Raw genomic sequence first — 19,224 nt, 5'->3', positions numbered from 1 at the left:
TACCCATGTTATCCACAGTCGCATCTTGGTAGGCAAGCGGTTCGCATAACTCTCAACGATGGAAGCCACCATGACGCGTCCGAATATCCTGTTCATCATGGCCGACCAGATGGCCGCGCCCTTGCTGCCGATCTACGGCCCTTCGCCCATCAAGATGCCGCACCTCGGCCGCCTGGCCGAGCAAGCCGTGGTGTTCGACTCGGCCTACTGCAACAGCCCACTGTGCGCGCCATCACGCTTCACCCTGGTCAGCGGTCAGTTGCCCAGCCGCATTGGCGCCTACGACAACGCGGCCGACTTCCCTGCCGATGTGCCGACCTACGCCCATTACCTGCGTCGCCTGGGCTACCGCACCGCGCTGTCGGGCAAGATGCACTTCTGCGGCCCGGACCAGTTGCACGGCTATGAAGAACGCCTGACCAGCGACATCTACCCGGCCGACTACGGTTGGGCGGTGAACTGGGACGAACCCGATGTGCGTCCAAGCTGGTACCACAACATGTCCTCGGTGCTGCAGGCCGGTCCATGCGTGCGCACCAATCAGCTGGATTTCGACGAGGAGGTGGTGTTCAAGGCGCGCCAGTACCTGTACGACCATGTGCGCGAAAACGATGGCCGGCCATTTTGCCTGACCGTTTCGATGACGCACCCGCACGACCCCTACACCATTGCCAAACGCTACTGGGACCGCTACGAAGGTGTGGATATCCCCATGCCCCGTGCCGAGTTCAGCCAGGCAGAACTCGACCCGCATTCACAGCGCCTGCTGAAGGTCTACGACCTTTGGAACAAGCCACTGCCTGTGGATAAGGTCCGCGATGCCCGCCGCGCCTACTTCGGCGCGTGCAGCTATATCGATGACAACATCGGCCAATTGCTGCAGACCCTGGAGGAATGCAACCTGGCCGATGACACACTGATCGTGTTTTCCGGCGACCACGGCGACATGCTTGGCGAGCGTGGCCTCTGGTACAAAATGCACTGGTTCGAAATGTCGGCGCGGGTGCCGCTGCTGATCCATGCGCCGAAGCGCTTTGCAGCGGGCCGGGTCACTGCTTCAGTGTCGACCTGCGACCTGTTGCCAACCTTGGTCGAACTGGCTGGCGGCGCTGTGGATAAAGACCTGCAGCTGGACGGCCGCTCACTGCTGGGCCACCTGCAAGGGCAGGGCGGTCACGACGAGGTGATCGGCGAGTATATGGCCGAAGGCACCGTCGGCCCGTTGATGATGATCCGCCGCGGGCCCTACAAGTTCGTGTACAGCGAAGACGACCCATGCCTACTCTATGACCTGAGCCGCGACCCGCACGAGCGGGAGAACCTCACCGGCAGCCCGGACCACCAGGTGCTGCTGCAGGCATTTGTCGATGAAGCGCAACAGCGCTGGGACATCCCCAGCCTGCGCCAGCAGGTGCTGGCCAGCCAGCGCCGCCGCCGCCTGGTGGCCGAAGCGCTGGCCATCGGCAAGCTGAAAAGCTGGGATCACCAACCACTGGTGGACGCCAGCCAACAGTACATGCGCAACCACATCGATCTCGATGACCTCGAGCGCAAGGCACGTTATCCACAGCCCGCCCCCCTGGATTGAGAAGAGAGGCCGCCATGCACAAGTTCTCCGCCGCCGTGTTCGTCCTGGCCCTGAGCGCCACCACGGCCCACGCCGCAGACAGTGATGCGCAATGCAGTACCGTGAAAATGGCCGACCCCGGCTGGAGTGATATTGCCTCGACCAATGCCGTGGCACGCCTGTTACTGGAAAGCCTGGGTTACCAGGTGAAGATCGACAGCCTGGCCGTACCGATCATCTACGGCGGCCTCAAGGACGGCCAGGTCGACGCCTTCCTCGGCAACTGGATGCCGGCGCAGCAAGGCTTCCATGACAAGTTCATCGCCAACGGCGATGTGCAGCAGCTGTCGCGCAACCTGGAGGGAACCGAGTTCACCCTCGCAGTGCCCGACTATGTGTGGAATGCCGGGGTGAAGGACTTCGCTGACCTGCAGAAACACGCCGGGCAGTTCGACAGAAAGCTGTACGGAATCGGCTCCGGCGCCCCGGCCAACCTGTCGCTCAAGGCAATCATCGACAAGAATGAATTCAACCTCGGCCAGTGGAAGCTGGTGGAGTCCAGCGAGCAGGCGATGCTGGCCCAGGTCGACCGGGCGGTGAAGAAGCAGCAATTCATCACCTTCCTTGGCTGGACCCCGCACCCGATGAACGTGAAACTGAAAATGCATTACCTGACCGGTGGGGAAAAGTGGTTCGGCAGCAAGGGCGAGGTATACACGCTGACGCGCAAGGGTTATCCACAAGCCTGCCCGAATGCCGCGAAGCTGCTGGGTAACCTCAAGTTCACACTGGACATGGAAAACAGCATCATGGCCGAGGTGGTAGACAAGAAGATCAGCTTCGATGAAGCGGCCAAGGCCTGGGTGAAAGCGCATCCTGAACGGTTGGATGGGTGGTTGGCCGGAGTTACCACCAAGGCCGATGGGGATGCCCTGGAGGCCGTCAAAGCCAAACTGTAATCTCACAAAGCAACACACCAACCCTGTGGGAGCGGGCGCGCCCGCGAACACCGGCAAAGCCGGTGCCAAGCAACGCGTTGGCTTTTTCGCGGGCATGCCCGCTCCCACAGGGCTTGGCGACCCATTAAGGATTGTGGATAACCCATGCATCGCCTCTCTTTACTGCTGCCCTTCCTCACCTGGCTTCCCCGCCAATCGGGCCGCAGCCTGCGCCAGGACCTGCTGGTAGGCCTGAGCGGCGCCATCCTCGCCCTGCCGCAATCCATCGCCTACGCCCTGATCGCCGGCCTGCCCGCCGAATACGGGCTTTACGCCGCCATCGTGCCGGTACTGATCGCCTGCCTGTGGGGTTCTTCCTGGTACCTGATCTGCGGCCCGACCGCTGCCATTTCCATCGTGCTCTACGCCAGCATCAGCCCGCTGGCCGTGGCCGGCAGCGCTGACTACATCACGCTGGTGTTGCTGCTGACCTTCCTCGGCGGCATTTTCCAGCTGCTGCTCGGGCTATTGCGCTTCGGCGCGCTGGTCAACTTCGTCTCCCATTCCGTGGTGCTCGGCTTCACGCTGGGTGCCGCCATCGTCATTGCCTTGGGCCAGCTACCCAACCTGCTGGGCATGGCCCTGCCCAGCCAGGCCACCGCGCTGATGACCGTACAGGACCTGGCCAGCCACGCAGGCGAGGTCGACCTGCCTTCCTTGCTGCTGGGCCTGGCCACCGTAGTGATCGGTGTGGCCTTCAAACTCTGGCGCCCACGCTGGCCGAGCCTGTTGATAAGCCTGATCCTGGTCAGCTTGCTGGCCTGGCTGCTGCCGGGCTTCTTTGGCCATGTGCCGCGGGTGGCAGCGTTCACCGGGCAACTCCCGCCTTTCAGCCCGCTGCCTTTGCTAGACGTGGAGCTCATGTTGCGTCTGCTGCCCAGCGCCGTTGCGGTAGGCATGCTAGGGTTGGTCACCAGTCTGTCGATTGCCCGTTCGTTGTCGGCACGTTCAGAACAACTGATCGACCCGGACCAGGAAATACGCGCACAGGGCCTGTCAAACATTGCCGGTGCATTTTTCTCTGGTTACCTGTCTGCCGGTTCCTTCACCCGCTCGGGTCTGAGCTACGAGGCGGGCGCCCGTTCGCCCATGGCCGGGGTGTTTTCAGCGCTGTGGGTGGCGTTGTTCGCGGTGACTGGCGCCGGCCTGATCGCGCACCTGCCGATACCGGCCATGGCCGGCAGCATTCTGCTGATCTGCTGGGGGTTGGTGGACCACCGAGGGATCCGTGCATTGTTCCGGGTCAGCCGCTCGGAGTTTCTGGTGATGGCGCTGACGGCTGCAGCGACATTGCTGCTGGAGCTGCAGACGGCCATCTATGCCGGGGTGCTGGCTTCGCTGTTCTTCTATTTGAAGCGCACCTCACGACCACGGATTCAACAAAGCCGTGAAGGGGACGCGGATGTATTGCGGGTAGGTGGGTCGATTTTCTTTGGTGCGGCGCATTACCTGCAGGTGCGCTTGCAGCGCTGCCAAGGGCCGCATGTAGTGATCGATGCCCGGCAGGTGAATTTCATCGATTACTCGGGTGTGGACATGTTGCACCGCGAGGCGCGGCGGTTGCGGCGATTGGGGGGGAGTTTGACCTTGCACCGGGCCAGGCCGCAGGTGATCGAGGAGTTGCAGAAGCTGGAAGGGGTGGAGTTGTGCCCGATCCGGTTTGAGGAATGAGGTTGGGATTCTGGGGCTGCTTTGCAGCCCATCGCGACGCAAGGCCGCTCCCACAGAGGATCGGCGTACGACGTACTTTGTGGGAACGGCCTTGCGTCGCGATAGGGCCGCCAAGCGGCCCCGGCCATCTCAGCCCCGAGCGAGTTGCCGGCGCAGTTCAGCCAACACCGGCGCCGTATCCGGCCTCACGCCACGCCAGATAAAGAAGGCTTCAGCCGCCTGCTCAGCCAGCATCCCCAACCCATCCAGTACCTTGGCAGCCCCCAGCTTGGTAGCCCACTGGCAAAACGGCGTCGGCTCCTTGCCATACATCATGTCGTAGCAAACCGTACGACCCGCCTCGACCAGGCTGTCGGCAATCGGTGGCAACTCCCCGGCCAGGCTCGCCGAGGTGGCGTTGATGATTACATCCACAGGCTCCTGCAACCAGGCAAATCCGCTGGCCACCACCGGCCCCAGTTCATCGAACTCGCGCGCCAGCTGCTCGGCCTTTTCCACGGTACGGTTGGCAATCACCAGCGACTGCGGCTTGTGCGCCAGAATAGGCTCCAGCACGCCGCGCACGGCGCCACCGGCACCGAGGATGAGAATGCGCTTGCCCGCCAGCTCGACCCCGGCATTCACCGTCAGGTCGCGCACCAGGCCAGCGCCGTCGGTGTTGTCGCCCTGCAGGGTGCCATCAGCCAGCTTGCTCAGCGTGTTCACTGCGCCTGCGCGCCGGGCACGTGGGGTCAGGCTGTCGCACAGGCGGAAGGCCTCTTCCTTGAACGGCACGGTGACATTGCCGCCACTGCCTTGCTTGAAGAAGCCGCGCGCGCAGTCGCTGAACTCGTCCAGTGGCGCCAGCAGCGTGGCATATTCCAGGTCCTGACCGGTCTGCTCGGCGAACAGGCGGTGGATCAGCGGCGACTTGCTGTGGCCGATGGGGTTACCAAAAACGACGTACTGGTCCATGACGGCTCCTTGTTTATCCACAGGCTTACTGGCCGAGCCAGTCGCGGTCTTGCAGGAAGTACTCTGTCAGGCGCGCTTCTTCACTGCCGGGCGCGGCCTTCCAGTCATAGCCCCAACGCACCTGCGGTGGCAGCGACATGAGGATGGATTCGGTGCGGCCACCGGACTGCAGGCCGAACAGGGTGCCGCGGTCATAGACCAGGTTGAACTCCACGTAGCGGCCGCGGCGGTATTCCTGGAACTCGCGCTGTTGCGGGGTGTAAGGCGTGTCTTTGCGGCGCTGGACGATCGGCAAGTAGGCGTTGATGTAGGCATCGCCGATGGCGCGGATGAAAGCGAAGCAGGTGTCGAAGTCCCACTCGTTCAGGTCGTCGAAGAACAGGCCGCCGATGCCGCGTGGCTCGCCACGGTGCTTGAGGTGGAAGTAGCGGTCGCACCAGGCCTTGTAACGCGGATACACGTCGGCGCCGAACGGTGCGCAGGCCTGTTCGGCCACGCGGTGCCAGTGGATGCAGTCTTCTTCGTTGCCATAGTACGGCGTCAGGTCGAAGCCGCCGCCGAACCACCATACGGCCTCTTCACCTTCCTTTTCGGCGATGAAGAACCGCACATTGGCGTGGGAAGTAGGCACATACGGGTTGTGCGGGTGGATCACCAGCGACACCCCCAGGGCCTCGAAGCCACGGCCCGCCAGTTCAGGGCGGTGGGCGCTGGCCGAGGGAGGCAGGCCGGCACCAAACACATGGGAGAAGTTGACTCCGCCTTTCTCGATCACCTTACCGTCGCCGATCACCCGCGTGCGGCCCCCGCCACCGGCTTCGCGCACCCAGGCGTCCTCGACGAAGCGGGCACCGCCGTCTTCGGTTTCGAGGGCAGAGCAGATGCGGTCTTGCAGGTCGAGCAGGTAGGCTTTCACGGCCTCGGTGCGGCTAGTCATCGGGTCACCAGGAACGGGCAGGGAAGAATTCGCCGCGTAGCATACCACCGCCAGCGCGCGCGCCGCAGTTGACGACGACCAAGCAAAGGCGTCCGATAGAAGGCCTTTCCCGATCCCGACTACAGGAGTGCGAGATGGCCAAGCGTATCCAGTTCAGCCAGCATGGCGGCCCGGAAGTGCTGCAGTTTGTGGAATTCGAACCCACCCCGCCCGGGCCGCAGCAGGTGCGTGTGCGTAACCATGCGATCGGCCTGAACTTCATCGATACCTACTTCCGAAGCGGGCTGTATGCGCCGCCGTCCCTGCCTTCTGGCCTGGGTACCGAAGCGGCAGGTGTGGTAGAGGCCGTGGGCGAAGGCGTGTCCCGGCTGAAGGTAGGAGACCGTGTGGCACATGCCGGCGGCCCGCTGGGCGCCTACAGCGAGGTGCATACGCTACCGGAAGCCAACCTGGTCAAGCTGCCGGACACCATCAGCTTCGAGCAGGCGGCGGCGGTTATGCTCAAGGGTTTGACCGTACAGTACCTGTTGAAGCAGACCTATGAGGTGAAGGCGGGTGATGTGATCCTGTTCCATGCCGCAGCCGGTGGTGTAGGGTCGCTGGCCTGCCAATGGGCCAAGGCCCTGGGCGCCAAGCTGATCGGCACCGTGAGCTCTGCCGAGAAGGCCGAACGGGCCAAAGCGCTGGGGGCTTGGGCGACCATCGACTACAGCCGTGAAGACGTGGCCAAGCGCGTACTGGAGCTGACCGACGGCAAGAAATGCCCGGTGGTGTATGACGGCGTGGGTGCCGACACCTGGCTGACCTCGCTGGACTGCCTGCGCCCGCGTGGGTTGATGGTGAGCTTTGGCAACGCTTCCGGTGCGGTGAGCGGGGTGAACCTGGGGATCCTGGCGCAAAAGGGCTCGCTGTATGTCACCCGGCCGACCTTGGCCACCTATGCCAACAATGCCGAGAACACCCAGGCCATGGCCGATGACCTGTTTGCGATGATTACGAGCGGGAAGCTGGTTGTGGATATCCAGCAGCGGTATCCACTGAGCGAGGCGGCCAAGGCGCAGGCAGAGCTGTCGGCGCGGCGGACTGTAGGATCGACTGTACTAATCCCCTGAGCCACACACATTCCCTGTAGGAGCGGGTTTACCCGCGAAGAAGCCACCGCAATGGATGGCACCGGCTTTGCCGGTGTTCGCGGGCAAGCCCGCTCCTACAGGTATTGAGTCGGCCTCGATAGCAGCGCTATGCCTTGGAGGCTGGGCGTGATGGCGATGGAGTCGACTCGATGCCATCAAGTATCGCCTCGATCACACCCTCTGCCATTTCAATCGCATGCAGGTTCGACCAGAACATGCCACGGCCTTCTTCACGCATGTAGTCCAAAGCTTTGTAGCCGGTTTCGTAAGCGCTGCGCAGGTACAGGGCTACGTGGACCAGAGCGTCCTCGGCAGAAATGTTTGGGTTGACGGTGAAGAGTGGATCGTGGCCGGCATCGCAGTGGCCGAAGGGGCGGGTGGAGGTGCATGGGAGAGGTGGATCGGGGACTATTTTCTTCATCATTGGAAAATGCTCCTCAAGGCCGCCAACCCTCACTACCACGTGAATGGGTGGCGACTGTACGCGAGGTGGTAGACCTGGGCATTTTCCAATCCAGGCAGGCTCGAAAGCCTCCCACGCACAGCCACCATAGACTGTCATGGAAAAAATGCATCCGGGCTACCACACCCGATCGCCAAGTTATTCGGCGACGGATAGAGCCTAGAGGCAGAGGTTCCCACTTAGAAGGTGATGGAAGGAGACGCGGGTCGTAGGATATTTCCCAATCCTCAAACCGGACAACCATTCGAGACAAAATCAGAAAAATCTCCGGTGGCTAGGCCCGAACCTGTGGGAGCGGGCATGCCCGCGAACACGGGCGAAGCCCGTGCCAGGCACCGAGTTGTATTCTTCGCGGGCGCGCCCGCTCCCACAGGGGCCCGAGTCCCGAGCCAGGCCTGTGGATAGGTATCAACCCGGGCGAACGACTTCGCCGGTTGCCAGGTTGCGAATCACACTCGGGTTCTTCCGCCCGCCCAGCGCCCCGCCAAGCACCAGGTCCAACTGGCCATGGAAGTACTGCTCAACCCGCAAGCGGGTCTTCGCCGCCGGGCGCCCGCCAGGGTTGCACGAGGTGGAAATCAGCGGCCCCACCAGCGCGCACAGCTCACGCACCACCGGGTGATCACTGACCCGCAGCGCCACCGTGTCATGCTGCCCGGTCACCCATTCGGGCAACAGGTCCTGGTGCGGCACCAGCCAGGTGTTCGGCCCCGGCCAGGTGCTGCTCATGCGGTCGATCCAGTCTTCGGGGAAGTCCTCGAACAGGAAGTCGAACTGACGGATATTGTCAGCGATCAGAATCAGCCCTTTATCCACAGGACGCGACTTCAGCGCCAGCAGGCGATACACCGCGTCCTCGTTCCATGGGTCGCAGCCCAGGCCCCAGACCGCTTCCGTCGGGTAGGCGATCACCGCGCCCGCCCGGATCTCACGTGCGGCTTGTTGCACACGAAAACTGCTCACCATTGCTGTTTCTCCGCCTATATACCTTGCATGTGAGCAGTGTACTTAGCCCGCGCGGGCAAACCAACGCCCGGCTTCATTGCTGACCCGGCCTTCCAGCTCCAGCTCGGTCAACTGCGCCAGCACGTCGGCCAGCGGCTGCTCGCTGCAGTGGGCCAGGCTTTCACTGGTCTGGGGTGCGGCATGCAGCAGGGCGAGCAGGGGGTGGTCGAATCTGTCCACAACCGCAGGCGGCAGGTTCTGCCAACCCTGCAAGCTTTCCAGGATCTGTTCCACAGTTTCCACCAGCAGCGCCCCATCACGAATCAGCTGGTGACAGCCCTTGGCCCCCGGGTGATGAATAGAGCCCGGAATGGCGTACACCTCACGGCCTTGCTCTGCGGCCAGGCGCGCCGTGATCAGCGAGCCACTGGCGAGGCTCGCCTCAACCACCAGTACACCTAGCGACAGGCCACTGATGATGCGGTTGCGCCGTGGGAAGTTGCCAGGCAGCGGCCCGGCATCCAGGGGATACTCGGAAACCAGCGCGCTGCCGTTGTCGATCATCGCCTGCGCAAGGTCCCGATGGCGCTGTGGATAAAGTTTTTGCAACCCCGTCCCGAGCACGGCAATCGTGCCGCCGCCAGCCTGCAACGCGGCCCGATGAGCGGCACCGTCGACACCTACCGCCAGCCCGCTGGTAATGGTGAAACCAGCCTGCGCGAGGTAGCGGGAAAATGCCCGGGCGGTGTCGAGCGCCGGGGGTGTGGCACGTCTGCTGCCCACGATGGCCAGCTGAGGACGATCGAGCAAGGCAGGTTCGCCAGCGACAAAAAGCAGCGGCGGGGCATCGTCGATTTCTGCCAGCAAGGCTGGGTAGTCTGGGCCGTCCCACATCAGCAAATGCTGGCCAGGGCGCTCCAGCCAAGCCATAGCAGCCAGTGCGCCATCGCGTACCTCGGCACTGCGCCGGGCATCGATGGTGGCTTGGGGAATGCCCAACGCTCGCCAGGCCGAAGCGGGAGCACTGAGCGCGGAGGAGGCACTGCCGAAGGCTTCGAGCAACGTTCGAAAGCGTCGCAGTCCAGCATCGGGGAGGCGATGCAGGCGTAAGCGTGCCTCCAGTTCGGCAGGCGGGCAGGGCGACGAATGGTGACTGGGCATTGAGATCATCCTTGATCGAAAGGGGGCCAATTACGTGGCACAACCTGTGGATAACTCTGTGAGTAACACTTTGAAAAGCTGTCCATTGATTGGGGGCTATCAAGCCCATAGTCACCCTAGACGAGCTTGCCAGGTGCCGAAATCCCCGTTTCCCTTTATTATGTGTGCTCAGTTTTCAACCGAACGCACAGTGACTGCCTGACCTTATGGCCATCTTGAACATTCTCGAATTCCCGGACCCGCGCCTGCGCACCCTCGCCAAACCGGTGACGGAGTTCGACGACGCCCTGCGTCAGCTGATCGACGACATGTTTGAAACCATGTACGAAGCCCCTGGCATCGGCCTGGCCGCTACCCAGGTGAACGTGCACAAGCAGGTTGTGGTCATGGACCTCAGCGAAGACCGCAGCGAACCACGCGTCTTCATCAACCCGTCGGTCGAAGAGCTGACCCATGACATGGGCCAGTACCAGGAGGGCTGCCTGTCGGTACCGGGCTTCTACGAGAACGTCGACCGTCCGCTGCGTGTCCGGGTCAAGGCCCAGGACCGCGACGGCAAGCCGTTCGAACTGGAATGCGAAGGCCTGCTGGCGGTGTGCGTACAGCACGAATTCGATCACCTCAACGGCAAGCTGTTCGTCGACTACCTGTCGCAGCTCAAGCGCGACCGGATCAAGAAGAAGCTGGAAAAGCAGCATCGCCAGCAAGCCTGATCCCCACCTTCCTGAAGGCTTGCTCCGGCAAGCCTTTTTCTTTTTTGAAGCGAGAACTCCATGCGCATCGTCTTTGCAGGCACTCCAGAGTTTGCCGCCGAACACCTCAAGGCCCTGCTCGACAGCCCCTACGAGATCGTGGCCGTCTACACCCAGCCCGACCGCCCGGCCGGCCGTGGCCAGAAGCTGATGCCAAGTGCGGTCAAGGCACTGGCCGTGGCCCATGACATCCCGGTGTTCCAGCCGCAGACCCTGCGCAATGCCGATGCGCAGGCCGAACTGGCCGCACTGAAACCAGACCTGATGGTAGTGGTCGCCTACGGCCTGATCCTGCCGCAGGTGGTGCTGGATATCCCGCGCCTGGGTTGCATCAACAGCCACGCTTCCCTGCTGCCACGCTGGCGCGGTGCCGCGCCGATCCAGCGTGCCGTGGAAGCTGGCGACGCCGAAAGCGGCGTGACCGTGATGCGCATGGAGGCCGGCCTGGACACCGGCCCGATGCTGCTCAAGGTAGTCACCCCGATCAGCGCTGAGGACACCGGCGGCACCTTGCACGATCGCCTGGCCGAAATGGGCCCGCCCGCAGTGGTTCAGGCCATCGCCGGCCTGGCTGACGGTTCGCTGCAAGGCGAAATACAGGACGATGCCCTGGCCACCTACGCGCACAAACTGAACAAGGACGAAGCGCGTATCGACTGGACCCGCCCGGCTGTCGAGCTGGAACGCCTTATCCGCGCCTTCAACCCATGGCCGGTGTGTCACAGCACTCTGGATGGTGAAAGCATCAAGGTGCTGGCCGCCAACCTGTCCACAGGCCAAGGCGCCCCAGGCGAGATACTTTCCGCCAGCAAGGACGGCCTCGTTGTTGCGTGCGGTGACCAAGCCCTGAGCCTGACCCGCCTGCAACTGCCTGGCGGCAAGGCATTGAGCTTCAGTGACCTGTTCAACAGCCGCCGCGAGAAGTTCGCCGCCGGCAAGGTGCTGGGCCAATGAACCCACGCCTCGCCGCCGCCCGTGCGCTTGCCGCTGTGCTCAGCGGCAAGGCTTCGCTGAACAGCTCGCTGCCGGCGCAACTGGACAAGGTAGATGAACGCGACCGCGGCCTGACCCAGGACCTGGCGTTCGGCACCGCACGCTGGCAGCCACGCCTCGACCTGCTGGCCGCACAGCTGCTGCAAAAGCCCTTCAAGGCAGCCGATGCCGATGTTCAGGCGCTGCTGCTGGTCGGCCTGTACCAGCTGTTCTACACGCGCATTCCGGCCCATGCCGCCATCGGCGAGACCGTGGGCTGTGCCGACAAACTGAAGAAGCCGTGGGCCAAGGGCCTGCTCAATGCCGTGCTGCGCCGTGCACAGCGCGAAGGCGAGGAGCTGCTCGCCGGCATGGAGCGCGACCCGGTGGTGCGTACCGCGCACCCGCGCTGGCTGCAAAAAGCGCTGAAAGCTTTCTGGCCAGAGCAGTGGGAAGCCATCTGCGCCGCCAACAATGCCCACCCTCCGATGATTCTGCGGGTCAATCGCCGTCACCATAGCCGCGATGCCTACCTGGCACTGCTGGCCGAAGCAGGCATTGGCGCCAGCGCATGTCAGTACAGCCGGGATGGCATCGTGCTGGCTGAAGCCTGCGACGTGCGCGGCCTGCCAGGCTTCGCCGAAGGCTGGGTGAGCGTGCAGGACGAAGCCGCGCAGCTATCTGCCGACCTGCTGGAACTGGCCCCCGGCCAACGCGTGCTCGATGCTTGCTGCGCACCGGGCGGCAAAACCTGCCACCTGCTGGAGGCCGAGGCTGGCCTGGCGCACATGGTGGCCATCGACCTCGAAGCCAAGCGCCTGACCCGCGTGCGAGAAAACCTCGACCGCCTGCAGCTGGACGCCGAGCTGATCGCCTGCGATGCCCGCGACACTGCCAGCTGGTGGGACGGCAAGCCATTCCAGCGCATTCTGCTCGACGCGCCGTGCTCGGCCACCGGCGTGATTCGCCGCCACCCGGACATCAAGATGACCCGCCAAGCCGACGACATCCCGGCTTTGGCCAAGCTGCAAGGCGAGCTGCTCGATGCCCTGTGGCCGACCTTGGAAGTGGGCGGCATGCTGCTATACGCCACCTGCTCCACATTGCCGACCGAGAACACTGAAGTGATCAAAGCCTTCCTCGCCCGCACCCCGGGCGCCCGTGAGCTGGACCTGGCGACCGAAGCCGGCCTGCGCCAGCCCCACGGCCGTCAGTTGCTGGCCCAGGAAGGCGGCCACGACGGTTTCTACTATGCCAAGCTGATCAAGATCGCCGCCTCGCGCGGATAAGAACAAAGGATAGGGAGTAGCGCATGAAGATCATCATCCTCGGCGCAGGGCAGGTAGGCGGTACGCTGGCTGAACACCTGGCCAGCGAAGCCAACGACATTACCGTGGTCGACACCGACGGCGACCGCCTGCGCGACCTCGGCGACCGCCTGGACATCCGCACTGTCCAGGGCCGCGGCTCACTGCCGACGGTGCTGCGCCAGGCCGGTGCCGACGACGCCGACATGCTGGTGGCGGTAACCAACAGTGACGAGACCAACATGGTTGCCTGCCAGGTGGCCTATTCGCTGTTCCATACCCCGACCAAGATTGCACGGGTGCGCGAATCGTCCTACCTGACCCGCGAAGAGCTGTTCGACAACGACCATATCCCGGTCGACGTTCTGATCAGCCCCGAGCAGGTGGTGACCAATTACATCAAGCGCCTGATCGAACACCCAGGCTCACTGCAGGTGATCGATTTCGCCGAGGGCAAGGCCCAGCTCGTGGCAGTGAAGGCCTACTATGGCGGCCCGCTGGTCGGCCAGCAGTTGCGCCAGATCCGTGCGCATATGCCCAACGTCGACACCCGCGTGGCAGCCATCTTCCGCCGCGACCGGCCGATCACCCCACGTGGCGACACGGTGATCGAAGCCGACGACGAGGTGTTCTTCATTGCCGCGAAGAAGGATATCCGTGCGGTGATGGGCGAACTGCGCCGCATCGACGAAACCAATAAACGCATTGTCATCGCCGGCGGCGGGCAGATCGGCGAGCGCCTGGCGGAGGCCATCGAAAGCCGATATCAGGTGAAGATCATCGAGATGAGCCCGGCGCGTTGCCGGCACCTCTCCGATACCCTCGAAAGCACTGTGGTGCTGCAGGGCAGCGCCTCGGACAAAGACCTGATGCTCGAAGAGAACATCGCCGACGCCGATATTTTCCTGGCCCTGACCAACGATGACGAAGCCAACATCATGTCGTCCTTGCTGGCCAAGCGCCTAGGCGCAGGCAAGGTGATGACCATCATCAACAACCCGGCTTATGTCGACCTGGTGCAGGGCGGCGATATCGACATTGCCATCAGCCCGCAGCTGGCCACCATCGGCACCCTGCTGGCGCACGTCCGTCGCGGCGACATCGTCAGTGTGCACTCGCTGCGCCGTGGTGCAGCCGAGGCTATCGAGGCGGTGGCACACGGGGACTCGAAGTCGAGCAAGGTGGTCGGCAAGGCAATCGAGGACATCACGCTGCCACCGGGCACCACTATTGGTGCGATCATCCGTGATGAAGAGGTGATGATTGCCCATGACGACACCATGATCGAATCAGGGGACCATGTGATCCTCTTCGTTGTGGATAAAAAGCATATTCGCGATGTGGAGAAGCTGTTCCACGTCGGCTTGAGTTTCTTCTAGGAGAAAAGAGCATGCGCGAATCGCTGGAGAAGATGCTGGCCAAAGGTGTGGATAACCCGCTGCTGAGGTTTGGCCTGGGCAAGGCCTGGCTGGATGAAGGCAACGGCGCTGAAGCAGCGGTGCACCTGGCGCGCTGTGTAGAGCAGGACCCGAAATACTCGGCAGCATGGAAGCTGCTGGGCAAGGCCTATCAGCTGCAGGGCGAGCTGGCGGCGGCGCGCAAGGCGTGGGAAGACGGGATCGTGGCGGCGCAGGCCCATGGTGACAAGCAGGCCGAAAAAGAAATGACCGTATTCCTGAAGAAGCTCAACAGAGCAGCGGGTTGACGCGGCCCCTGTAGGAGCGGGTTTACCCGCGAATGCGATGTTGGATTCACCGACGCATTCGCGGGTAAACCCGCTCCTACAGGGGCGGTGAATGGCTTAATACCAGCGCGGCTCGCCAGCCGGGCGCTTCTTGAAGCGCTTCATGCTCCACATGTACTGGCTGGGGTACTCGCGCACATAGCGTTCGACCACCTTGCTCATCGCCGCCGCCGACACATTCACATCGGTGCTGTACATCTCTTCCGGCGCAGCTTCGAGGAACACCTTGAAGCCCGAGCCATCCGGCAACCGCAGCGCATGCAGGAACACACCTACCGCCTTGCCACCGGCCAGCATGTTCGGCACGAACTTGCTGGTCAGCGCCTGGGTACCGAGGAACGGTACGAACACGCCCGCCGATTCCGCCGGCTCCGGGTCGGCAGGAATACCCACCTGGCCACCACGGCGCACTTCCTTGATCACGCTGAGGATGCCTTCCTTGGTCGACGGTGCCACGCGATTGCCCATCTGCACGCGCTGCTCGCGCAGCAGGTCATCCACCGCCTTCAGCTTCGGCGGGCGATAGAAGATGATCGGTTTGCACTGGTTGCAGTAGAAGTGGTTCAACACTTCCCAGTTGCCCAGGTGGCTGGTGATGCCGACCACGCCTTTACCCGAGGCCAGGGCCTGCTCCAGCACTTCCAGGCCATGCACTTCCTTGACCAGCTCCAGCGAGCGTTGTGGCGGCCAGATCCAGGCACAGGCACTTTCGACAAAGGATTTACCAATATCCCGCAGCGCCTGGCCCACCAGTTGCTCACGGGCAACCGGGTCCATCTCCGGGAAACACTTGGCCAGGTTGATCCGTACCACGTTGCGCGAACTGTTGGGGATTTTCCACATCAGCCAGCCAATACCGGCGCCGACACGCTGCACAGCGCCCCAGGGCAGCTTGGCAAACAGGCGCAGCACCCCGACCATCAGGGCGCCCTTGAACTTTTCCACAGGCGAATTCCTTATTTCAGCAAGGCGCGCATTGTAACCCCTCAGCGCAACAAGGCGGCGTAGCGATCGCAGTCGGTGGTGTGGTCCATGACCATGCCGGTGGCCTGCATGAAGGCATAGCAGATGGTCGGACCGACGAACGTGAAGCCAGCTTTCTGCAGGGCCTTGCTCATTGCCTTGGCTTCATCGGTGACCGCCGGCACGTCGCTGCGCTGCTTGAAGTGGTTGATCTTCGGTGAGCCGCCGACGAACGACCACAGCCATTCGGCAGGGTTATCCACAGCCAGCCAGGCCTGGGCATTGCGCCGCGCAGCCTTGAGCTTGAGGCGATTGCGGATGATGCCTGCATCCTGCATCAATTCTTCGATGCGTTCGTCGCTCATGGCCGCCAGCTTTACCGGGTCGAAGCCGTACATCACCTCGCGATAACGCTCGCGTTTGCGCAAAACGGTAATCCACGAAAGCCCCGCCTGGAACCCTTCGAGCAAAAGCATCTCGAAGAGCAACGCCGGGTCGCGCTGTGGCATTCCCCATTCCTGGTCGTGGTAGGCCTGGTACAACGGATCGTCGGTACACCAAAAGCAGCGTGGCATAAGGCTCCAATGAGTAGAGGGCGAGGCGAATCAGGTTATACTCCCGCTCTTTACATCCGCATCCCCAGATACAGGTGAATTTCGTGAGCCAGCCTACGCCAGCCGTGCGTACCTTCCAAGACCTGATCCTCGCCCTGCAGAACTACTGGGCAGCTCAAGGTTGTGTGGTACTTCAGCCCTACGATATGGAAGTAGGCGCCGGCACTTTCCACACCGCTACATTCCTGCGCGCCGTGGGTCCAGAAACCTGGAACGCCGCCTATGTGCAGCCTAGCCGTCGTCCTGCCGACGGGCGGTATGGCGAAAACCCCAACCGCCTGCAGCACTACTACCAGTTCCAGGTGGTGCTCAAACCGAACCCGGCCAACTTCCAGGAGCTGTACCTCGGCTCGCTGAAAGCCATCGGTCTGGATCCGCTGGTGCACGACATTCGTTTCGTCGAAGACAACTGGGAATCGCCGACCCTCGGCGCCTGGGGTCTGGGCTGGGAAATCTGGCTCAACGGCATGGAAGTCACCCAGTTCACCTACTTCCAGCAGGTTGGCGGCATCGAGTGCTACCCGGTCACCGGTGAAATCACCTACGGCCTGGAGCGCCTGGCCATGTACATCCAGGGCGTCGATTCGGTGTACGACCTGGTGTGGGCCGACGGCCCGTTCGGCAAGGTTACCTATGGCGACGTGTTCCACCAGAACGAGGTGGAGCAGTCGACCTACAACTTTGAACATGCCAACGTCGACAAGCTGTTCGAACTGTTCGATTTCTACGAAAGCGAAGCCAACCGCCTGATCAAGCTGGAGCTGCCGCTGCCGACCTATGAAATGGTCCTGAAGGCCTCGCACACCTTCAACCTGCTGGACGCCCGCCGCGCCATCTCGGTAACCGAGCGCCAGCGTTACATCCTGCGTGTACGTACCCTGGCCCGGGACGTGGCGCAAAGCTATCTGCAAGCCCGCGCACGCCTGGGCTTCCCGATGGCCACCCCTGAACTGCGTGACGAAGTGTTGGCTAAGCTGGAGGCTGCACAATGAGTGCTCAAGATTTCCTGGTAGAACTGGGCACCGAAGAGCTGCCACCCAAGGCCCTCGCCAGCCTTGGCGACGCCTTCCTGGCCGGTATCGAAAAAGGCCTGCAGGCTGCTGGCCTTAACTACACCGGCAAGCAGGTGTACGCCGCGCCGCGTCGTCTGGCCGTGCTGATTCGCCAGCTGGACGTGCAGCAGCCTGACCGCAGCATCAACATCGACGGCCCGCCCCTGCAGGCTGCCTTCAACGCCGAAGGCGAGCCGACCCAGGCTGCGCTGGGCTTCGCCAAGAAGTGCGGTGTGGAACTGGCCGAGATCGACCAGAGCGGCCCCAAGCTGCGCTTCTCCCAGCACATCCCGGGCAAGGCTACCGTTGGGCTGCTGCCGACCATCGTCGAAGATTCGCTGAACGACCTGCCGATTCCCAAGCGCATGCGCTGGGCGGCCAGCCGTGAAGAGTTCGTGCGCCCGACCCAATGGCTGGTGATGCTGCTGGGCGATCAGGTGGTCGATTGCACCATCCTGTCGCAGAAGGCCGGGCGTGAATCCCGTGGCCACCGCTTCCACCATCCGGAAAACGTGCTCATCACCACCCCGGCCAACTACGTCGAAGACCTGCGCAAGGCCTACGTCCTTGCCGACTTCGCCGAGCGCCGCGAGCTGATCAGCAAGCGTACCGCAGAGCTGGCCATGCAGCAGGAAGGCACGGCCATCGTGCCACCGGCGCTGCTGGACGAAGTGACCGCTCTGGTCGAGTGGCCGGTGCCGCTGGTGTGCTCGTTCGAGGAGCGTTTCCTCGAGGTGCCGCAAGAAGCCCTGATCACCACCATGCAGGACAACCAGAAGTACTTCTGCCTGCTGGACAGCGAAGGCAAGCTGCTGCCGCGCTTCATTACCGTGGCCAACGTCGAAAGCCGCGACCCGAAGCAGATCGTGCAAGGCAACGAAAAAGTCGTGCGCCCGCGCCTGACCGACGCCGAGTTCTTCTTCAAGCAGGACAAGAAGCAACCACTGGAAACCTTCAACGAGCGCCTCAAGAACGTGGTGTTCCAGGCTCAGCTCGGCACCGTGTACGACAAGGCCGAACGTGTTTCCAGGCTGGCCGCCTTCATTGCTCCGCTTATCGGCGGCGACGCCCAGCGCGCTGGCCGTGCCGGCCTGCTGTCGAAGTGCGACCTGGCCACCGAGATGGTCGGCGAATTCCCTGAAATGCAGGGTGTTGCCGGTTACTACTACGCGCTCAACGACGGTGAGCCGGAAGACGTAGCCCTGGCCCTGAACGAGCAGTACATGCCGCGCGGTGCAGGCGCCGAGCTGCCGCAGACCCTCACCGGTGCTGCCGTGGCCATCGCCGACAAGCTCGACACCTTGGTGGGTATCTTTGGCATCGGCATGCTGCCTACCGGCAGCAAGGACCCGTACGCCCTGCGCCGCGCTGCTCTGGGCGTGCTGCGTATCCTGATCGAGAAGCAACTGGACCTGGACCTGACCGGTGCGGTTGAGTTTGCAGTCAAGCAGTTCGGCGCCAAGGTCAAGGCCCCCGGCCTGGCCGAGCAAGTACTGGAGTTCATTTTCGACCGCCTGCGCGCGCGTTACGAAGACGAAGGCATCGACGTCGCCACGTACCTGTCGGTACGCGCACTGCAGCCAGGCTCCGCCCTGGACTTCGACCAGCGCGTACAGGCCGTGCAGGCGTTCCGCAAACTGCCGGAAGCCGAGGCCCTGGCCGCGGTGAACAAGCGCGTGTCGAACCTGCTGAGCAAGGCCGAAGGTGCCATCGCCGAGCAGGTCGAGCCGAAGTACTTCGACAATGCCAACGAGTTCTCCCTGTACTCGGCCATCCAGCAGGCCGACCAGGCCGTGCAACCGATGGCTGCAGCACGTCAGTACAGCGAATCGCTGGCCCGCCTGGCGGCCCTGCGTGACCCGGTCGATGCCTTCTTCGAGGCGGTCATGGTCAACGCCGAAGACGCCAAGGTACGTGCCAACCGTTATGCCCTGCTCAGCCGCCTGCGCGGCCTGTTCCTGGGCGTGGCTGACATTTCGCTGCTGGGGTAA

The 19,224-nt window shown here is 63.0% G+C and carries 18 protein-coding genes; 11 read left to right on the top strand and 7 right to left on the bottom strand.

The genetic code is table 11. The annotated features are described in order from the left end of the window. Positions 1 to 70 precede the first annotated feature (70 nt). The 3 genes from betC (at position 71) to ACI7M0_RS00150 (ending at position 4,236) form a co-directional block, all read left to right on the top strand. Positions 71 to 1,588, top strand: coding sequence for a choline-sulfatase (gene betC / locus ACI7M0_RS00160; RefSeq protein ID WP_129931864.1), 1,518 nt, complete (start codon positions 71 to 73; stop codon positions 1,586 to 1,588). A 14-nt stretch (positions 1,589 to 1,602) separates the two neighbouring features. After that, positions 1,603 to 2,526, top strand: a complete 924-nt coding sequence (choX, locus tag ACI7M0_RS00155; protein WP_129931863.1) for a choline ABC transporter substrate-binding protein — start codon at positions 1,603 to 1,605, stop codon at positions 2,524 to 2,526. A gap of 144 nt (positions 2,527 to 2,670) precedes the next feature. Beyond that, positions 2,671 to 4,236 (top strand): SulP family inorganic anion transporter, encoded by a 1,566-nt coding sequence (locus ACI7M0_RS00150; RefSeq protein ID WP_020192351.1) that lies wholly within the window; start codon positions 2,671 to 2,673, stop codon positions 4,234 to 4,236. A gap of 129 nt (positions 4,237 to 4,365) precedes the next feature. Here the strand turns inward: ACI7M0_RS00150 and aroE are convergent, their stop codons facing one another. Both aroE and hemF read right to left on the bottom strand, forming a co-directional pair. Then, on the bottom strand, positions 4,366 to 5,190 hold the full coding sequence (gene aroE / locus ACI7M0_RS00145; RefSeq protein ID WP_010951480.1) for a shikimate dehydrogenase: 825 nt from the start codon (positions 5,188 to 5,190) through the stop codon (positions 4,366 to 4,368). 25 nt (positions 5,191 to 5,215) lie between these two features. Beyond that, the gene (gene hemF, locus ACI7M0_RS00140) at positions 5,216 to 6,127 is read right to left on the bottom strand and encodes an oxygen-dependent coproporphyrinogen oxidase (protein WP_104886843.1); all 912 of its coding nucleotides are present in this window, start codon (positions 6,125 to 6,127) and stop codon (positions 5,216 to 5,218) included. Between the two features lie 134 nt (positions 6,128 to 6,261). On the opposite strand from hemF, the gene ACI7M0_RS00135 reads away from it, so the two are divergent. Continuing rightward, positions 6,262 to 7,239, top strand: a complete 978-nt coding sequence (locus ACI7M0_RS00135; protein ID WP_129931862.1) for an NADPH:quinone reductase — start codon at positions 6,262 to 6,264, stop codon at positions 7,237 to 7,239. Between the two features lie 127 nt (positions 7,240 to 7,366). On the opposite strand, the gene ACI7M0_RS00130 is transcribed toward ACI7M0_RS00135, so the two are convergent. The 3 genes from ACI7M0_RS00130 to dprA all read right to left on the bottom strand — a co-directional run bounded on the left by ACI7M0_RS00130 (position 7,367) and on the right by dprA (position 9,829). Further along, entirely contained in the window at positions 7,367 to 7,684 is a 318-nt protein-coding gene (locus ACI7M0_RS00130) for a hypothetical protein (RefSeq protein WP_129931861.1), read from the bottom strand. A gap of 447 nt (positions 7,685 to 8,131) precedes the next feature. Next, complete coding sequence (locus ACI7M0_RS00125) at positions 8,132 to 8,689, bottom strand: L-threonylcarbamoyladenylate synthase (protein ID WP_014859478.1); 558 nt, start codon at positions 8,687 to 8,689, stop codon at positions 8,132 to 8,134. A 42-nt stretch (positions 8,690 to 8,731) separates the two neighbouring features. Next, on the bottom strand, positions 8,732 to 9,829 hold the full coding sequence (gene dprA, locus ACI7M0_RS00120) for a DNA-processing protein DprA (protein WP_104960525.1): 1,098 nt from the start codon (positions 9,827 to 9,829) through the stop codon (positions 8,732 to 8,734). Positions 9,830 to 10,035: 206 nt separating this feature from the next. Here dprA and def point away from each other — a divergent pair, with 206 nt between their 5' ends. Genes def through ACI7M0_RS00095 form a run of 5 tightly spaced genes read left to right on the top strand, consistent with a single transcriptional unit; the run spans position 10,036 to position 14,565 of the window. Beyond that, entirely contained in the window at positions 10,036 to 10,542 is a 507-nt protein-coding gene (gene def, locus ACI7M0_RS00115) for a peptide deformylase (RefSeq protein WP_003253111.1), read from the top strand. 60 nt (positions 10,543 to 10,602) lie between these two features. Next, entirely contained in the window at positions 10,603 to 11,535 is a 933-nt protein-coding gene (gene fmt, locus ACI7M0_RS00110) for a methionyl-tRNA formyltransferase (RefSeq protein WP_129931860.1), read from the top strand. Continuing rightward, the gene (gene rsmB, locus ACI7M0_RS00105; protein ID WP_129931859.1) at positions 11,532 to 12,842 is read left to right on the top strand and encodes a 16S rRNA (cytosine(967)-C(5))-methyltransferase RsmB; all 1,311 of its coding nucleotides are present in this window, start codon (positions 11,532 to 11,534) and stop codon (positions 12,840 to 12,842) included. Before fmt ends, rsmB begins: the two co-directional genes overlap by 4 nt. A 23-nt stretch (positions 12,843 to 12,865) precedes the next feature. Further along, the gene (gene trkA, locus ACI7M0_RS00100) at positions 12,866 to 14,239 is read left to right on the top strand and encodes a Trk system potassium transporter TrkA (RefSeq protein WP_010951472.1); all 1,374 of its coding nucleotides are present in this window, start codon (positions 12,866 to 12,868) and stop codon (positions 14,237 to 14,239) included. Positions 14,240 to 14,250: 11 nt separating this feature from the next. Then, entirely contained in the window at positions 14,251 to 14,565 is a 315-nt protein-coding gene (locus tag ACI7M0_RS00095) for a tetratricopeptide repeat protein (protein ID WP_047603763.1), read from the top strand. Between the two features lie 96 nt (positions 14,566 to 14,661). On the opposite strand, the gene ACI7M0_RS00090 is transcribed toward ACI7M0_RS00095, so the two are convergent. Then, on the bottom strand, positions 14,662 to 15,549 hold the full coding sequence (locus tag ACI7M0_RS00090) for a lysophospholipid acyltransferase (protein WP_003253121.1): 888 nt from the start codon (positions 15,547 to 15,549) through the stop codon (positions 14,662 to 14,664). Between the two features lie 41 nt (positions 15,550 to 15,590). Then, a complete protein-coding gene (locus tag ACI7M0_RS00085) occupies positions 15,591 to 16,142 on the bottom strand; it encodes a DNA-3-methyladenine glycosylase I (protein ID WP_020192530.1) in 552 nt (183 codons plus the stop codon). 83 nt (positions 16,143 to 16,225) lie between these two features. Here ACI7M0_RS00085 and glyQ point away from each other — a divergent pair, with 83 nt between their 5' ends. Next, entirely contained in the window at positions 16,226 to 17,173 is a 948-nt protein-coding gene (gene glyQ / locus ACI7M0_RS00080; protein WP_003253126.1) for a glycine--tRNA ligase subunit alpha, read from the top strand. Continuing rightward, positions 17,170 to 19,224: a glycine--tRNA ligase subunit beta gene (gene glyS, locus ACI7M0_RS00075; RefSeq protein WP_020192531.1), complete on the top strand. Its 2,055-nt coding sequence runs from the start codon at positions 17,170 to 17,172 to the stop codon at positions 19,222 to 19,224. The genes glyQ and glyS overlap by 4 nt, the downstream gene beginning before the upstream one ends.

Source organism: Pseudomonas sp. 10(2024) (assembly GCF_045164175.1).
Lineage (GTDB): Bacteria > Pseudomonadota > Gammaproteobacteria > Pseudomonadales > Pseudomonadaceae > Aquipseudomonas > Aquipseudomonas alloputida.
This window is presented reverse-complemented; position numbering and strand designations above follow the sequence as displayed.

Excerpts from the sequence above, each read along its gene's own strand:
- ACI7M0_RS00150 (WP_020192351.1), top strand. The coding sequence starts at position 2,671 with ATGCATCGCCTCTCTTTACTGCTGCCCTTCCTCACCTGGCTTCCCCGC.
- ACI7M0_RS00085 (WP_020192530.1), bottom strand. The coding sequence starts at position 16,142 with ATGCCACGCTGCTTTTGGTGTACCGACGATCCGTTGTACCAGGCCTAC.
- hemF (WP_104886843.1), bottom strand. The coding sequence starts at position 6,127 with ATGACTAGCCGCACCGAGGCCGTGAAAGCCTACCTGCTCGACCTGCAA.
- ACI7M0_RS00125 (WP_014859478.1), bottom strand. The coding sequence starts at position 8,689 with ATGGTGAGCAGTTTTCGTGTGCAACAAGCCGCACGTGAGATCCGGGCG.
- choX (WP_129931863.1), top strand. The coding sequence starts at position 1,603 with ATGCACAAGTTCTCCGCCGCCGTGTTCGTCCTGGCCCTGAGCGCCACC.
- trkA (WP_010951472.1), top strand. The coding sequence starts at position 12,866 with ATGAAGATCATCATCCTCGGCGCAGGGCAGGTAGGCGGTACGCTGGCT.
- dprA (WP_104960525.1), bottom strand. The coding sequence starts at position 9,829 with ATGCCCAGTCACCATTCGTCGCCCTGCCCGCCTGCCGAACTGGAGGCA.
- aroE (WP_010951480.1), bottom strand. The coding sequence starts at position 5,190 with ATGGACCAGTACGTCGTTTTTGGTAACCCCATCGGCCACAGCAAGTCG.
- ACI7M0_RS00095 (WP_047603763.1), top strand. The coding sequence starts at position 14,251 with ATGCGCGAATCGCTGGAGAAGATGCTGGCCAAAGGTGTGGATAACCCG.
- ACI7M0_RS00130 (WP_129931861.1), bottom strand. The coding sequence starts at position 7,684 with ATGATGAAGAAAATAGTCCCCGATCCACCTCTCCCATGCACCTCCACC.
- betC (WP_129931864.1), top strand. The coding sequence starts at position 71 with ATGACGCGTCCGAATATCCTGTTCATCATGGCCGACCAGATGGCCGCG.
- ACI7M0_RS00135 (WP_129931862.1), top strand. The coding sequence starts at position 6,262 with ATGGCCAAGCGTATCCAGTTCAGCCAGCATGGCGGCCCGGAAGTGCTG.
- rsmB (WP_129931859.1), top strand. The coding sequence starts at position 11,532 with ATGAACCCACGCCTCGCCGCCGCCCGTGCGCTTGCCGCTGTGCTCAGC.
- fmt (WP_129931860.1), top strand. The coding sequence starts at position 10,603 with ATGCGCATCGTCTTTGCAGGCACTCCAGAGTTTGCCGCCGAACACCTC.
- def (WP_003253111.1), top strand. The coding sequence starts at position 10,036 with ATGGCCATCTTGAACATTCTCGAATTCCCGGACCCGCGCCTGCGCACC.
- glyS (WP_020192531.1), top strand. The coding sequence starts at position 17,170 with ATGAGTGCTCAAGATTTCCTGGTAGAACTGGGCACCGAAGAGCTGCCA.